At 63.1% G+C, this 14,741-nt stretch carries 16 protein-coding genes; 8 read left to right on the top strand and 8 right to left on the bottom strand.

All coding sequences use genetic code 11. From position 1 onward, the window contains the following. Nucleotides 1-226: 226 nt before the first annotated feature. The 3 genes from AAIL67_RS15195 (at nucleotide 227) to AAIL67_RS15185 (ending at nucleotide 3,000) form a co-directional block, all read left to right on the top strand. Nucleotides 227-1,108: a LysR family transcriptional regulator gene (locus AAIL67_RS15195; protein WP_343484313.1), complete on the top strand. Its 882-nt coding sequence runs from the start codon at nucleotides 227-229 to the stop codon at nucleotides 1,106-1,108. 92 nt (nucleotides 1,109-1,200) lie between these two features. Continuing rightward, nucleotides 1,201-1,911 carry a DsbA family protein gene (locus tag AAIL67_RS15190; protein WP_343484312.1) on the top strand — a complete coding sequence of 237 codons (711 nt, stop codon included), beginning with the start codon at nucleotides 1,201-1,203 and terminating at the stop codon, nucleotides 1,909-1,911. A 60-nt stretch (nucleotides 1,912-1,971) separates the two neighbouring features. Beyond that, on the top strand, nucleotides 1,972-3,000 hold the full coding sequence (locus AAIL67_RS15185) for a cyclase family protein (protein WP_343484311.1): 1,029 nt from the start codon (nucleotides 1,972-1,974) through the stop codon (nucleotides 2,998-3,000). Nucleotides 3,001-3,036: 36 nt separating this feature from the next. On the opposite strand, the gene AAIL67_RS15180 is transcribed toward AAIL67_RS15185, so the two are convergent. Continuing rightward, complete coding sequence (locus AAIL67_RS15180; protein WP_224649527.1) at nucleotides 3,037-3,732, bottom strand: LrgB family protein; 696 nt, start codon at nucleotides 3,730-3,732, stop codon at nucleotides 3,037-3,039. Between the two features lie 3 nt (nucleotides 3,733-3,735). Next, nucleotides 3,736-4,212 (bottom strand): CidA/LrgA family protein, encoded by a 477-nt coding sequence (locus AAIL67_RS15175; protein WP_343484310.1) that lies wholly within the window; start codon nucleotides 4,210-4,212, stop codon nucleotides 3,736-3,738. Nucleotides 4,213-4,288: 76 nt separating this feature from the next. Between AAIL67_RS15175 and AAIL67_RS15170 the strand changes: the two genes are divergently transcribed. Further along, nucleotides 4,289-5,203, top strand: a complete 915-nt coding sequence (locus tag AAIL67_RS15170) for a LysR substrate-binding domain-containing protein (RefSeq protein ID WP_343484309.1) — start codon at nucleotides 4,289-4,291, stop codon at nucleotides 5,201-5,203. Nucleotides 5,204-5,252: 49 nt separating this feature from the next. Then, nucleotides 5,253-5,924: a pseudouridine synthase gene (locus AAIL67_RS15165; RefSeq protein WP_224651053.1), complete on the top strand. Its 672-nt coding sequence runs from the start codon at nucleotides 5,253-5,255 to the stop codon at nucleotides 5,922-5,924. Here AAIL67_RS15165 and AAIL67_RS15160 read toward each other — a convergent pair. The 3 genes from AAIL67_RS15160 to AAIL67_RS15150 form a co-directional block, all read right to left on the bottom strand. Beyond that, nucleotides 5,921-7,006, bottom strand: a complete 1,086-nt coding sequence (locus AAIL67_RS15160; protein ID WP_343484308.1) for a hypothetical protein — start codon at nucleotides 7,004-7,006, stop codon at nucleotides 5,921-5,923. The genes AAIL67_RS15165 and AAIL67_RS15160 overlap by 4 nt on opposite strands. 125 nt (nucleotides 7,007-7,131) lie before the next feature. Then, on the bottom strand, nucleotides 7,132-7,614 hold the full coding sequence (locus AAIL67_RS15155; RefSeq protein ID WP_231905969.1) for a hypothetical protein: 483 nt from the start codon (nucleotides 7,612-7,614) through the stop codon (nucleotides 7,132-7,134). A 92-nt stretch (nucleotides 7,615-7,706) separates the two neighbouring features. Next, the gene (locus AAIL67_RS15150) at nucleotides 7,707-8,345 is read right to left on the bottom strand and encodes an MBL fold metallo-hydrolase (RefSeq protein ID WP_034375307.1); all 639 of its coding nucleotides are present in this window, start codon (nucleotides 8,343-8,345) and stop codon (nucleotides 7,707-7,709) included. A 340-nt stretch (nucleotides 8,346-8,685) separates the two neighbouring features. Between AAIL67_RS15150 and AAIL67_RS15145 the strand changes: the two genes are divergently transcribed. Together AAIL67_RS15145 and pntB are read left to right on the top strand one after the other, a co-directional pair. Then, complete coding sequence (locus AAIL67_RS15145; protein ID WP_343484307.1) at nucleotides 8,686-10,329, top strand: Re/Si-specific NAD(P)(+) transhydrogenase subunit alpha; 1,644 nt, start codon at nucleotides 8,686-8,688, stop codon at nucleotides 10,327-10,329. Between the two features lie 27 nt (nucleotides 10,330-10,356). After that, entirely contained in the window at nucleotides 10,357-11,772 is a 1,416-nt protein-coding gene (gene pntB / locus AAIL67_RS15140) for a Re/Si-specific NAD(P)(+) transhydrogenase subunit beta (protein WP_003070358.1), read from the top strand. A 138-nt stretch (nucleotides 11,773-11,910) separates the two neighbouring features. On the opposite strand, the gene AAIL67_RS15135 is transcribed toward pntB, so the two are convergent. Continuing rightward, nucleotides 11,911-12,537: a LysE family translocator gene (locus tag AAIL67_RS15135; RefSeq protein ID WP_343484306.1), complete on the bottom strand. Its 627-nt coding sequence runs from the start codon at nucleotides 12,535-12,537 to the stop codon at nucleotides 11,911-11,913. Nucleotides 12,538-12,642: 105 nt separating this feature from the next. On the opposite strand from AAIL67_RS15135, the gene AAIL67_RS15130 reads away from it, so the two are divergent. Next, nucleotides 12,643-13,098 (top strand): Lrp/AsnC family transcriptional regulator, encoded by a 456-nt coding sequence (locus AAIL67_RS15130; protein WP_034380910.1) that lies wholly within the window; start codon nucleotides 12,643-12,645, stop codon nucleotides 13,096-13,098. 168 nt (nucleotides 13,099-13,266) lie between these two features. Here AAIL67_RS15130 and azu read toward each other — a convergent pair whose 3' ends face one another. Then, a complete protein-coding gene (gene azu, locus AAIL67_RS15125; protein WP_003070364.1) occupies nucleotides 13,267-13,722 on the bottom strand; it encodes an azurin in 456 nt (151 codons plus the stop codon). 211 nt (nucleotides 13,723-13,933) lie between these two features. Further along, nucleotides 13,934-14,737 (bottom strand): exodeoxyribonuclease III, encoded by an 804-nt coding sequence (locus AAIL67_RS15120; RefSeq protein ID WP_034357855.1) that lies wholly within the window; start codon nucleotides 14,735-14,737, stop codon nucleotides 13,934-13,936. Between the last annotated feature and the right edge of the window lie 4 nt (nucleotides 14,738-14,741).

Below are 14,741 nucleotides of genomic sequence, written 5' to 3'. Positions count from 1 at the left end.
CCGCAAGGGCAGCAGTTACGGCCCGCGCGAGCAGGGCCGTTATGCCCAGGAGTTCTACACCACGGTGAAGACGGCCTATACGCTGGCGTGATGCTTGGGGGCTGTTCAAGCAAGCTGCAAAGCTTGAGGGGCCCATTTTTCAGAAGAAGAGCGAGCATGCCCGGGCCGCGCCGCGCCCGCGGCGAAAGCTGCTACGCTGCAGCCCAGGTTTTCGCTCTTCTCTTCCATGGATTCGCTCACCCCTTTGCGCGCCTTTCGGCGCATTGTCGAACTGGGCAGCATTGCCAGGGCCGCCGATGCGCTCGATCTTTCCTCGGCGGCCCTCAGCAAGCAGTTGCGCGCGCTGGAGGCACAGCTGGGTGCGGTGCTGATCCAGCGCACCACGCGCCGCATGAGCCTGACCGATACCGGCCGGGCCTACTACGCCGAATGCTGTCGGCTGCTCGATGGCTTTGACATGCTGGAGCAGTCGGTGCGGGAGCAGTCCGAGCTGGTGACGGGGCGGCTGCGCGTGAACGCGCCGCTGTCGTTTGCGCTGAGCACGCTGGCGCCGCTGCTGGCGCGTTTCATGCAGCGCCATCCGCAATTGCAGATCGACCTATCCATGGAAGACCGACTGGTGGACGCCGTGGGCCAGGGCTTTGATGTCTCCATACGCCTGAGTGCCGAACTGGCGGACTCATCGCTGATTGCGCGGCGCCTGGCCTCGCTGTCGCAAATGTTGTGTGCTTCGCCGGCCTATTTGCAGCAACACGGTCGCCCGGCCAGCGTGGCCGCGCTGCGTGGCCATGCGCTGCTGAATTACAGCCTGGCACAGGCTGACGACGGCCTGCAAGTTCCGAGCGAAGCACGCGCCAGCGTCAACAACAGCCTGATGTTGCGGGAGCTGCTGGTAGCTGGCATGGGCATTGGTGCACTGCCGTCCTTTCTGGCCCGGCCCGCCATCGTCCAGGGCCAGCTGGAGGCATTGAGCCTGCAAGACTGGGCCGAGCCGCCGCGCCATGTCTACGTGGTCTACCCCACGCAACGCCACCTGCTGCCCAAGGTGCGCGCCTTTGTGGACTTTCTGGCCGAGGCGCTGCCTGTGGCCATGGACGGGGATTCTTGACGCCGGATTAAGAGTCTCTCAAGCGCGCGCCTCTTACTCCTGCGAGGCCTGCGCCCTACGCTTGCTGTCCATCAGCCATGAAGGACACAAGCATGACGCAATGCCATGATTTTTCCTGCGCTCTGCCCGCGCAGGTCGCAGCCCATCCAGCCCCTGAACCGGTCCTGTCCGCGGCAGCGCAGGCTGCTCCCGTCATCGATTTCTTCCACGACGTGGTTTGCGGCTGGTGCTATGTGATGTCGCCGCGCCTGCGTCAGGTGGCCCGCGAGCTGGGCCTGCGCGTACGTCAGCGCAGCTTTGTGCTGCAAGCCTCCCGCGCCGAAATGGTGGCCAGGTTTGGATCCATGGAGCAGGCCAAGCAAACCATTCTTGGGCACTGGGAGGCCTGCGCGCAGCATGACGACACCCAGCGCATCGACATCGAAGGCATGCGCCGCGAAAGCTTTGAGTACCCCAGCGGCCTGGCCGGCGCACTGGCCTGCCAGGCGGCCCAGATGCTAGAGGGCGACGAGGCTCACTGGAATCTGTTCGATGCCATACAGCACGCCCATATGAGTGCCCACCGCAACATAGGCGACGCTGAGGTGCTGCTGGACATCGCCACGCACACCGGCTTCGAGCGCAATGCTTTTGCACGCTGCATGGAAAGTGCCGAGGCCTTGAACATGGTTCACCAGGACCTCGCACTGGCTCAGCACCTGGGCCTGCGCAGCATTCCCACCTTGATCGCCCGGGGCCTGCCACCGCTGCAGACCCAGCCCCTGAACATGCTGCGTGAACGGCTGCGCGCCCTGGTGGGCTAAGCCATTTCCTCTCACTTTTTCACTCGCGCCGAAAGGTGCACCGCTTTCTAGGAAACACCCATGAACTTCGCTTTCCGCGCCCGTGTCCGGCGCTTGCCCACCCTGTTGCTCGCGATGGCTGCAGCGTTCTCCGGCCTGGCCCATGCTCACGGTGGCCACACGCTCCCGGCCGGTGCCGGCCAGGATGTGGGCACCAGCCCCTGGGGGCCGGGCGACGAGATCGGCCGCCTGAACCTGATCACGCCCGCCTCGCGCGCGGCCATCCTGCAGCGCATCACGGGCGGGCAGGTCTATGACCTCGCCACCGAGTACTACGTGGGCATGCCCAGCTGGCAGGACGCCGGCGATCCGCACTACCAGTTCTGGATGACGCACACGCCGCGCGGCACCGTGGTGGACGACCCCATGAACGTGGGCAAGAACATGAACGCCACGCGCAGCTACACCGGCACGGCATTTTCCATGTACAGCCATACGGGCACGCACATCGACGCACTCAACCACTTCGGCATACGCGGCAGGATCTGGAACGGCTTCAGCGCCGACGAGCATCTGGGCGACCGCGGCTGGCAGCGCACAGGCATAGAGAAATTCCCGCCACTGGTGGCGCGCGGCGTGCTGATTGACGTGGCTGCGGCCAAGGGCCTGGACATGCTTCCAGACCAGTACCGGATCACGCGCCAGGACCTCAAGGACGCGCTGGAACGCCAGAACGTGACGCTGCAGAAGGGCGATGTCGTGCTGATTCGCACGGGACGCATGAAGCTCTACGAGCAACCCCAGGCCTATATGGCCAAACCGCCAGGGCTGGGCCTGGATGCCGCACGCTTTCTGGCCGAGGATGCCGGCGCCATGATTGTCGGCGCTGACAACCTGAGCCTGGAGACTTTCCCCTCAGAAGTGGACGATGACTATGTGCCGCTGCACAGCTACCTGCTGGCCCAGCAAGGCATTCCCATCATGGAATTGGTGGCCCTGGACGGGCTCTCGCGAGACAAGGTCTATGAGTTCGCATTCATCGGAAACCCGTTGAAGATCCGAGGCGGCGACGCCGCACCGCTGCGCCCGATTGCCATTCCGGTGCGCTGAGAGCGGCGCTTGCCGGAGCCGGTCCCTGAGCGCCGCTCAGAAAAACAATGTGCGCACCCAGGGCGCGGCCAGCACGTTGACGGCACCGGCAATCATCATCACCAGCGATGCCATCACGGCCTGCACCTCGCCGGCCTGGCGCGCCCTGGCCACGCCGCTGCCATGGGCGGCTCCGCCCCAGCTGGCGCCCGTGGCCAGCTTGCTGCGGATGCGGGGCAGCACACGCAGCACGGTCTCGCCCAGCAGCATGGCACTGACACCGGTCAACAGCACGAACAGCGCCGCCAGATCGGTGGGGCCACCCAGCACTTTCTCGGCCTCGATCGCAAACGGTGTCGTGATGCTGCGCACGGCCAGGCCTTTTTGCAGCGCCTCGGACAGGCCGAACATATCGGCAAACGCAATGGTGGTGGAGATGGACACCAGGCTGGCCACAACCACGCCGGTGGCAATCGACATCCAGTGCTTGCGCAGAAGCTTGCGGTTCTCGTACAGAGGCAGTGCAAATGCCACCGTGGTGGGGCCCAGCAGCCAGACCAGCCAGTGTGTCTGGGCGATGTACTGCGGGTAGCTGACATGGGTCAGCAGCGACAGGCCGATCAGCACCATGGGAGTGGCGACTATGGGCATTAGCAACGGATGGGGATGCTTGTGATACAGGCGCTTGTTGACCCAGTAGCAGACCACGGTGGCCAGCAGCGACAGCAGGCCGATGACTTCATTCGACAGCATGGCTTACTCCTCATCCAGGGCAGAGACATCGCGGCTGGACTTGCGCCTTGCCAGCCACAGCTCGAAGCGATAGACACGATCGACTGCCAGTGCGGTCACGGCCATCACGCAGGCTGTGCTGGCCACGATGACGGCCAGAATGCGCAAGCCCTGATGGCGGATCAGATCGGGGTATTCGGTGACCACCAGCATGGCGGGCACGAAGAACAGCAGCATCTCGGCCAGCAGCCAGTTGGTGCCGCTTTGCAGCCAGCGTGCCTTGACCAGGCCCGAAAAAAGGCCCACGGCCAGCAGGCCGAAACCGATCAGGCCGGCGGGCATGCTCCAGCCGAAATGCTGGCGCAGCACATCCATGGCAATCCAGATGGCACTGAGCAGGCACACTTGCAGCACGGCCTTGAGCAGTTGCCAGAGTGTCTGGGCGAAAGAATGGCTGCCGCCCGGGGCGCGAGGGGCGAAAGCTTCCGTAATCTGTGACATGGGTGAATTCTAGGGTTTTCACCTATATTCATAAAATGACTTATTTTCATTTTTTCCATGCGTAAAAGGAATTCTCATGGACTTGCGCGCCCTGCGCTATTTCATCGAGGTTGTGCGCCAGAACGGCTTCACCCGCGCGGCCGACGCCTTGCATGTGACCCAGCCCACCATCAGCAAGATGGTCAAGGCGCTGGAAGATGAATTCGGTGGCCGTTTGCTGCTGCGTGAGGGGCGGGGCGTGCAGCTCACCGATGCCGGCCAGGTGGTCTATGACCGCGGGATGGAGATTCTTGAACAGGCCCAGCTGCTGCGCCGCCAGGTGGCCGAGGTCGACCACATCACGCGCGGCGAGCTGTCCCTGGGCATCATGCCCACCACGGGCCATTACATGGCGCCGGTGATCGCGCTGTTCCAGCAGCGCTATCCGGGTGTGAACCTGCAGGTCAACGAGCAGGGGGCGCGTGCCCAGTACCAACTGATCCAGGAAGGCAAGCTGGACATGGCGCTGGGCCTGTTCGCGGCCCCCGATCCGGCGCTGGAGCGCTACACCGTGGCGCGTCAGAAGACGCGCGTGGTGCTGCCCGCCCGGCAGGTGACAGACCCGGGCCAACCCATGCGCTGGAGCGATCTGCGCGAGCTGCCGTTTGTGCTCTACACCTCGGACTTTGCTCTGCACGAGCATGTGCTGCAGCAATGCGAGGCGGCTGGCTTCACGCCACAGGTCAAGCTGCAGACGCGCTACTGGGATTTCATAGGCCATCTGGTCGCGGCTCATGTGGGTGTGGCCGTGATGTTCGAGCATGTCATCGCCCGCTATGACCCGCAGCGCGTGGCCAGCCGCCCGCTGGTGGAGCCCGAGATCCCCTGGGATGTGGCGCTGATGTGGCGGCCCGGCTACCTGTCGCGTGCGGCCCAGGCCTGGCTGAACTGCGTGCGTGAGGTGTATCCACAGCCGCTCCTCGGTGCTGCTTTTCCGGATTTTCAAAACTGATAGCTGTTTTCCATTGTCCAGTAAGCGATACAAGGCTTTTTGATGCTTGATGCTAGTCCAGGTCTTTGTTGCTAAGCTTGTTGCCATGCCCCGCCCGTTCTCTTCCAATCGCTCCAGCAACTTGCGCCGCAGCACCGTGGTGCGCCAGCCCGCGCTCCGGCCCGAGGTCACGCGTCTGCTGTGCTTTCACAAGCCCTATGGAGTGCTCAGCCAGTTCACGCCCGAGGGCAAATGGCAGGGCCTCAAGGACTGGATCGATGTGCCTGGTGTCTATGTGGCGGGCCGGCTCGATGCCGACAGTGAAGGCTTGCTGCTGCTGACCAATGACGGCCAGTTGCAGGCCCGCATTGCCGATCCGCGCCACAAGATGGAGAAGACCTACTGGGTGCAGGTCGAAGGCATGCCTGGCGAGACGGCACTGCAGCGTCTGCGCGAGGGCGTGGAGTTGAGCGACGGCAAGACCCTGCCCGCCAAGGCCCGCCTGATAGAACCCCAGCCCCTGATGTGGCCGCGCAACCCGCCGATTCGCGTGCGCCAGAACATTCCCGATTGCTGGATCGAGCTCATCATCCGCGAGGGCAGGAACCGCCAGGTGCGCCGCATGACGGCAGCCGTCGGCCACCCCACGCTGAGGCTGGTGCGCATGGCCGTGGGGCCTTATTCGATTGAAGGGCTGGAGCCCGGCCAGTGGCTGGATGTGTTGCCGCTCAGTGGTTCCTAGCGCAAAGTATCGAGCTGCTGCAGCTCATCTTCGTCTTTCGGCAAGGCCGCTGCCTGCCAGCGCGGCAGCGCCGGCCAGGGGCGAAAGCGACTCCAGCCCACTTGCACCTCCTGCAGATTGCCCCGCAGCAGTTGAAGAGCGGTCGCCAGCTCGGATTGGCGAGTCCGCACGCATTCGCGCAGCGATTGCATGGCTTGCTGGCCACGCCCGAAAAAGCGCTGTCTGCCCAACCAATCGGGGGACGGCTGGCATTGGGCATAGGCCAGTGGCAGGCTGCTGACCTCTCCTTCCACCACGGAAATCAGGGCCTGCAGATGCATGTTGAGTTGCTCCTGCGGCATCAGACCCGCCAGTTGCAACTCCAGCGCATCCTTATGAAAACGATAGCGTGCGGGCAGGGCGGCGCTCAGGGTATAGCTGCTGCCGCTGCGCGAGCGGGCACGGTGACTCAGGATGCGGCTGCCTTGCTCCAGCATCGGGCGGACCAACTGCAACAAGGCCTGCTGGTGCTCGGCATCGTTGTGCTTCAGGGGGATGCGCAACTGCGTGCTGTCATAGCCCCGCCATTGCTCGCGCCAGACCATCCAGCCCGCCGTATGCGGTACGAAGAAAATCAGAGTGATCAGGGAGAGCATGGGCACGATGCCCGCCGCCAGCGACCAGGCCGCCCTGATCTCGGCAGCGGCAGCAGCCTCTTCACCCAGACTGACGAGATTGCCGCTTAGCTTGATAAGGGTGGCAAGACTGATGGCAAATGCCAGGCCACAGATCAGAGAAAGCTGCTCGGGCGAATAAAGGCTGTCGGGCAGATGAATCAGGGCGGCCAGTGCGGCGGCGCATCCCAGCAGAACCACGGTTGCGGACAGCAGATAGAACAGGGCGCAAGGGGCCTGCTGCTGGACATCGAGAGCCGGGTTCTGCTCCAGCTCGCGCAGCAACTGCCTGCGGCGCCACCAGCGCAGCGGCTGCCAGAGCAGGGCGCTGACCGCCAGGCCGGCGAGCATGCTGATGAACAGCGCCGAAAAAGCCCATAGCAGCAAGGCTGCCATCAGCAACATACCCAGTCCGACCAGCCAGTTCATGCCCGCGATTGTCCTTTTGAATTGATAGCTGCTTGTGTTTGACGGACAAGCAATCCAGCCTGTTGTGAATGAAAAATCGCGCTGCCTGCAATCGCAGGTCAGCGCGATGGTTTGATGCTACAGGCTCAGCTGCAGCTCTTGTTGTTGGCGCCGTGCATTCCGGCGGCCTTGGCATCGGCCTCGCTCATGTACTTGCCGTTCTTGGTGGTGCCGTAAAAGCGGGTGCCGGGGCAGTGGTAGATCTTGCTGTCCTCATTGGCCCAGACCTTGCCTGCACCGCCGCCAGGTGCGGCGGTCGAGGCCGGCTTGGCGCCTGCAGCAGCCTTGGCAGTGGCCTGCTGATCAATGCCCTTGCGGCCCGAGCAAGCTCCCTTGGAGGACGCCGCGCTCATGGTGGAGCCATCCTTGCAGACAAAGGTCTGCATGTCCGCCTTGGCAGCAGCAGGGGCCGGCGCAGCCTTTGCTGCGGGTTCTGCCGCCGGCTTGGCGGGCATGGGGGCTGTTTTGGCGGCCGGTGCGGCAGGCGCCGCTGCCGGTGCCTGAGCAAGGCTCGCCCATGAGCTGCTGACCAGGGCTGAAGCCAGGCAAATTTTCCATAAATTGCGCATACGAACTCCCTCCAATAGATGTGATGTCACAAGGCGTGACAGGCGCATGCTGCTACGGAAGACCTGATTCCGCAAGCTTCGGCCGTCAGGCTTCAGGTCCCGCTGACATAGGGGTTCAGCTTGCGCTCGCGGCCAAAGCTGCTTTCCGGGCCATGCCCGGGGATGAAGATCGTCTGGTCACCCATGGGCCACAGGCGCTGAACGATGGAGTCGATCAGCTGCTGATGATTGCCCTGCGGGAAGTCCGTGCGGCCTATGCTGCCGGCAAACAGCACATCGCCGACAAAGGCGCGGTCGATCTGCGGTGAGTGGAAGACCACATGGCCGGGCGTGTGACCGGGGCAGTGGCGCACGTTCAGCGTTTCCTGGCCGATGCTCACCGTATCGCCGTCATGCAGCCAGCGTGAGGGCACAAAAGGCTCGGAATGGGGAAAGCCGAACATGGCGCCCTGCTGGGGCAGACCGTCGATCCAGAACTGGTCGCCCTCATGCGGGCCAATGATGGGTAGCTCGTACTTGGCCGCCAGCTCGCTGGTGCCGCCCGCGTGGTCGATATGGGCGTGGGTGATCCAGATGGCCTTGAGATTCAGACCCAGGCGTTCCACCTCCCACTCGATCTGCTCGATATCTCCGCCGGGGTCGATGACGGCCGCATCCATGGTCTGGTCGCACCAGACGAGAGAGCAGTTCTGTTGAAAGGCTGTGACGGGGACAGTGTGATATTGCAACATGGGTGACTTGTATTTTTCGGGCGTTTGCGTAGTCTCGCGGGCTGCGAACCCCGCAAGCATGACACGGCATGACACGCGCATCAAAAATGCCCGCTCAGATTCTGGCGTCATCCCTCATTTGAGCTAGCATGGATGCGAGTGCCCCATTTTGGTGCGGGCTGCTAAAACGTATTTGTGCTGCAAGGCAGCGGGCATTCGCTTCATGGGAGGCGCCCCGACACAGTTTCAAGATCGTTCAGGCCGTGCCAATGCCCATGCAAGCAAGTTCCTCCTGCGGTAGGAATGGTTGGGGGCGGGTCGGCCTGAAGGGAACCAGTTTTTAAACTCCAGGAGACTCCTCATGTCTACCTCTTCCAACCCGCCGACCGACGCCCAGCGTAGTGACGCCCAGCGTGGTGATGCCCAACTCATCGGCATCCCACGGGAAACCTTCCCGCTGGAAAAGCGCGTGGCCACCGTGCCCGATGTGGTCGAAAAACTCATCAAGCTGGGCTTTTCGGTCGCCATCGAATCGGGCGCCGGCGATGCCGCCAACTTCAGCGATGACGCATATCGCGCAGTGGGTGCCGAGGTGCTGCCCAACGCTGCGGCGGTCTGGGCCGCTGCCGACATCATCTTCAAGGTGCGCCCGCCCACCCCGCAAGAAGTCGCGCTGATGCGCGAAGGCCAGATCCTGATCGACTTCATCTGGCCGGCCCAGAATCCCGATCTGATGCAGCAACTGGCTGCCAGGAAGGTAACGGTGCTGGCGATCGACTCGCTGCCCCGGACATTGAGCCGCGCGCAGAAGATGGATGCACTGACCTCCATGGCCGGTGTTTCGGGTTACCGCGCCGTGATCGAGGCCGCCAACGCCTTCGGCCGCTATTTCAACGGCCAGATCACGGCCGCAGGCAAGGTGCCGCCAGCCAAGGTCTTCATTGCCGGCGCAGGTGTGGCCGGTCTGTCAGCCATTGGCACGGCCGCCAATCTGGGCGCCATCGTGCGCGCCAACGACACGCGCGCCGAAGTGGCCGATCAGGTCACATCGCTGGGCGGTGAGTTCGTCAAGGTCGACTACGAAGAAGACGGTGCTGGCGGCGGCGGCTATGCCAAGGTGATGAGCGAGGGCTTCCAAGCTGCGCAGCGCCAGATGTATGCCCAGCAGGCCAGGGAGGCCGACATCATCATCACCACCGCGCTGATACCCGGCAAACCGGCGCCCAAGCTAATCACGGCCGAGATGGTGCAGAGCATGAAGCCCGGCAGCGTGATCGTCGACATGGCGGCCGAGCAGGGCGGCAACTGCGAGCTGACCGTTCCCAACGAGGCAGTGGTGCGCCACGGCGTGACTATCATCGGCTACACCGACCTCGCATCGCGCCTGGCCAAGCAGTCGTCCACGCTGTACGCCACCAACCTGCTGCGCCTGACGGAAGAGCTGTGCAAGGCCAAGGATGGCGTCGCCGTGGTGAATATGGAAGACGATGCGATTCGCGGCCTGACCGTGGTCAAGGACGGCGAAATCACCTGGCCTGCCCCGCCCCTTGCCCAGGCACCCAAGCCAGCCCCCAAACCGGCCGCGGCTGTGGTGGAACAGAAGAAAAGCGGTCATGGTCATGGCGCTGCCGGCCCGCTGCCTGCCAAGACCTTGGCCATTATTTTTGCGATTGCCGCCCTGGCCTTCTGGTTCATCGGTGCCTACGCGCCAGCGGCCTTCCTGGGCCACTTCACGGTGTTCGTGCTGGCCTGCTTCATCGGCTACATGGTGGTGTGGAATGTGACACCAGCCTTGCACACGCCGCTGATGAGCGTGACCAACGCCATCTCCAGCATCATCGCCATTGGCGCTCTGGTGCAGATTGCACCGCCGGGAACGGCGGGTACCGCTCGCCCTGATGACTTGATTCGTTGGCTGGCCTTTGCAGCGCTGGTGCTGACTGCCATCAATATGTTTGGCGGCTTTGCCGTGACACGTCGCATGCTGGCCATGTTCCGCAAATAAGAAGAACGAGCACAAGAGAGAAACACCATGTCCCAAAGTCTCGCAACGGTGGCCTATCTGGGGGCTGCCATTTTGTTCATCCTCAGCCTTGGTGGCCTGTCCAACCCCGAAACCTCGCGCCGCGGCAATCTGTTCGGCATGGTCGGCATGGCGCTGGCCGTGCTGGCCACCGTGTTCGGCCCGCGCGTCGATGCCGGCGGCATCGCCTGGATCGTCGGCGCGCTGGTGGTCGGTGGCGGTATCGGCCTGTATGCGGCCAAGGTCGTCAAGATGACCCAGATGCCCGAGCTGGTCGCCCTCATGCACAGCCTGGTCGGCCTGGCCGCCTGTCTGGTGGGCTTTGCCAGCTATGTCGATACCTCCATCGAGCTGGCGGGCGCAGAAAAAGCCATTCACGAGGTGGAAATCTACGTGGGCATCCTGATCGGTGCCGTCACCTTCTCGGGCTCGCTGATAGCCTTCGGCAAGCTCAACGGCAGGATAGGCGGCAAGCCGCTGCTGCTGCCCGCACGCCACTGGCTCAATCTGCTCGCGCTGCTGGTGGTGATCTGGTTCGGGCGCGAGTTTCTGCATGCCCAAACCGTGGCCGACGGCATGTTGCCGCTGATCGTGATGAGCGTCATTGCGCTGCTGTTCGGCGTGCACATGGTCATGGCCATTGGTGGAGCCGACATGCCCGTGGTGGTGTCCATGCTCAACAGCTACTCGGGCTGGGCGGCTGCGGCGACCGGCTTCATGCTGGGCAATGACCTGTTGATCGTCACCGGCGCGCTGGTGGGCTCCTCGGGTGCCATCCTGAGCTACATCATGTGCCAGGCCATGAACCGCAACTTCATCAGCGTGATTGCGGGCGGCTTCGGCTCTGGCGCTCCCGCCAAGAAGGGCGATGCTTCTGCGGCCGCAGAGCCCCAGGGCGAAGTGGCACCCGTCAGTGCAGCCGAGACCGCCGAGATGCTGCGCGAGGCAAAAAGCGCCATCATCGTGCCCGGCTACGGCATGGCCGTGGCCCAGGCCCAGCACACCGTCAATGAAATCACCCGGACCCTGCGCGAGCAGGGTGTGGATGTGCGCTTTGCCATCCACCCGGTGGCGGGCCGCATGCCCGGCCACATGAACGTGCTGCTGGCCGAGGCCAAGGTGCCTTACGACATCGTGATGGAGATGGACGAGATCAACGAAGACTTCCCCGAGACCGACGTGGCCATCGTCATCGGCGCGAACGACATCGTCAATCCGGCAGCCCAGGACGATCCCGAGAGTCCCATCGCCGGCATGCCGGTGCTGGAAGTCTGGAAGGCCAAGACCTCGATCGTGATGAAGCGCTCCATGGCCTCCGGTTATGCGGGCGTGGACAATCCGCTGTTCTACAAGGACAACAACCGCATGCTGTTTGGCGATGCCAAGAAGATGCTGGATGAGGTGCTGGGGGCACTGAAGAGTTGATGAGATGGAGTGGCCTCTGCTGAGGCGCTCTGCTCCCTCTGCCGCCTTGCTTTGCAATGCGGGAGCCCGGTGTCCCGGGTTGTGGCATATGCCTGTTCTTGAAATGCCTGCGGTTTTCGGCCGCAGGCATTTTTGCTGTCAGAGATGCTGAACGGCGATTTCACCGAGCAGCACGGCGGCAATCACCAGCATCAGCGTGCCCGACAGGCGCGAGACGGCAAGCGCGGCGGCGGGGCGCGAGCGCAGCACGCTTTGCGAGCCCCAGCCCACGCCGAAGTAGACCACGGCGCAACTGGCTGCATGGACCGCGCCCAGAGCCATGATTTGCGCAAACACCGGCCAGCTCTCGGCAGGCCGCACAAACTGCGGCAGCAAGGCCAGCAACAGCAACAGCTGCTTGGGGTTGAGGCCGCTGACGCTGGCACCCTTGATCGTCCAGTGCCAGCGCGTGCCGCTCTCGGCGTCGTCGGCACTGCCTATGGCTGCCGGGCTGCGCCACAGGCCTACGCCCATCCAGGCCAGGTAGAGCGCGCCGGTGGCCGTCAAGGCGGTGAGCAGGGCCGGGTTGTGCGCCACCAGGGCGCCCACGCCCGCGGCCACGGCCAGCGTGGCCAGCAGCGCGCCGCAGGCCAGGCCCAGCGTGGCGGGCAGCACCAGCCGTCTGCCACGCAGACCGGCCGAGATCACATAGGCCCAGTCGGCCCCGGGCGTGAGCACCAGCAGAAAGGAGACGGCCCAGAAGGCGGTCAAGGCGGCGTAGGACACGAAATTCCCTCGAAAAGCGTTGATGCCGAGAGAATATGGAAGAGGAGAGAGAATGTGCTCTCAATATTCGCCGCCTATCGGCTTGAAATTGGAAGAAACTGCCTCGTGAACTCGCTGGATCGAAAAATTCTTGCTGCGCTCGAAAACAATGGCCGCCTCACGGTGACCGAGCTGGCCGAGCAGGTGGGCCTGAGTCTGTCGCCCTGCCACCGGCGTGTGCGTGCGCTGGAGGAATCGGGCGTGATTCGCGGCTACCGCGCCGAGCTGGACCCCGCGGCGCTGGGGCTGGATTTTTCGTCGCTGGTCTTTGTCACGCTCAAGGACAGCAAGTCCGTGCCTGCGTTCGAGGACGCCGTGGCCCGGCTCGACAATGTGGTGCAGGCCCAGCGCCTGTTCGGTGATCCCGACTATCTGCTGCAGGTCGTGGTGCGCGATCTGCCTGCCTACCAGCGGCTTTATGACGAGCAGCTGACCCGGCTGCCCGGCGTGCTGCGCATGACTTCCACGCTGGTGATGAAGCATGTGGTGATCAACAGGCCGCTGACGTCTGCGATGGAATAAGCCATGAAAAAAGCGCCCGTGACGTGAATCATAGGCGCTTCGGTGTTGCCGATGGCGCTCCTTATTTCGGAGCTTTTGGCGCTTTGCCATCAATGCTTTTGATTTGAAATCAATTCAGAAGCTATATATGTAAAGCACTTGATGCTCCTGAATCAGGAGCATCGGAACTCAGGAGCCCAGCTTGAGCGAGCCCTTCATGAGGGCCGAGTGACCGGGGAAGGAACAGAAGAAGGCATAGTCAGTGCCAGCCTTGAGCTTGCTCGCATCGATGTCGAACTTGGTAGTCTCGCCGCCACCGATCACCTTGGAGTGAGCCAGCACGCGTGCATCGCCGGCCTTCACATAGTCGGCGCCAGCACCAGCGGCCATGCCGTCGGTGATCACGGCCTGCATGTCGGCAGCGGTGCTGACCACGATGTTGTGGCCCATTGCGGTCTTGGGCATCTTGCCCACATGCTTGAGAGTCACGCTGAACTTCTTGCAGGACTTGGGCACATCGATGCTTTTGACATTGAACTGCATGGCATCGTTGCTTTCAACGACGGCTTCGCAGCCTGCCGCCATGGCGGGTGCGCTCAGGGCACCGACTGCACACAGGGCCAGGGTCATCAGGATCTTCTTCATTGGCTATTCCTTTTCCTAAAAGCGAAACGGGAACCGCTGTGGCCTTGTCGCCCTCCAGGTTCCGCAGTTCATTCTTTCGGAAACCTGCCCAGCCGGCTCAGTACAACTCATGCTCGCATGGGTTGTACTGTTGCACCTTGCGCTAACTCAATTCGCCGAGCATGCGTGCGTTCACTGCCTTGCAGGTCGCTGCCGGCGTTGCTTGCGCGCTTCAGATCGCCATGTCGTAACCAATGGTGATGGGCGCGTGGTCCGAGAACTTCTCGCCCTTGTAGATGGACTCGGTGCGGGCCAGGGCCGCGATCGCCGGTGTGGCCAGGTGGTAGTCCAGACGCCATCCCACGTTGTTGGCATAGGCCTGGCCCCGATTGCTCCACCATGTGTAGCAGGCATCCGTGGTGTCGGGCTGAAGCTGACGATAGACGTCGACCAGACCGCCGCTGGCCTCGGTCTTGTGCAGCAACTTGCTCATCCAGTCGCGCTCTTCGGGCAGGAAGCCGCTGTTTTTCTGGTTGCCGCGCCAGTTCTTCAGGTCTTCCTTCTGGTGCGCGATATTGATATCGCCGCAGAGCACGAAGTCGCGCTCTGCCTTGAGGTGCATCAGGTGGCTGTGCATCTTGGCGAGAAAGCGGAACTTGGCCTCCTGGCGCAACTCGCCCGAGCTGCCGCTGGGAAAGTAGGCGCTGATGACGGAGAACTTGCGGCCTGGCGTGTCGAAGCGGGTTTCGACATAGCGGCCCTCGGCGTCGAACTCTTCGATATCGAAGCCCACGACCACATCGCTGGGCTCGTGGCGGGTATAGACGCCCACGCCCGAATAGCCCTTCTTCTCGGCAAAGTGGAAGTAGCCCTTCATGCCGGCCAACACCTCGAAGCGCCCGGCCATATCCGAAGCCTGGGCCTTGATTTCCTGGACGCAAATACAATCCGGCGCAGTGGCTTCGATCCAGGCTTCGGCGCCTTTGGTCGTGGCAGAGCGGATACCGTTGAGGTTGAGGCTGGTTAATTTGAACAAGGAT

It is taken from the genome of Comamonas sp. A7-5, assembly GCF_039581385.1.
In the GTDB taxonomy this organism is placed as follows: domain Bacteria; phylum Pseudomonadota; class Gammaproteobacteria; order Burkholderiales; family Burkholderiaceae_C; genus Comamonas; species Comamonas thiooxydans.
Note: the sequence above shows the minus strand (reverse complement) of the source record. Positions and strands in the feature narration are given on the sequence as shown.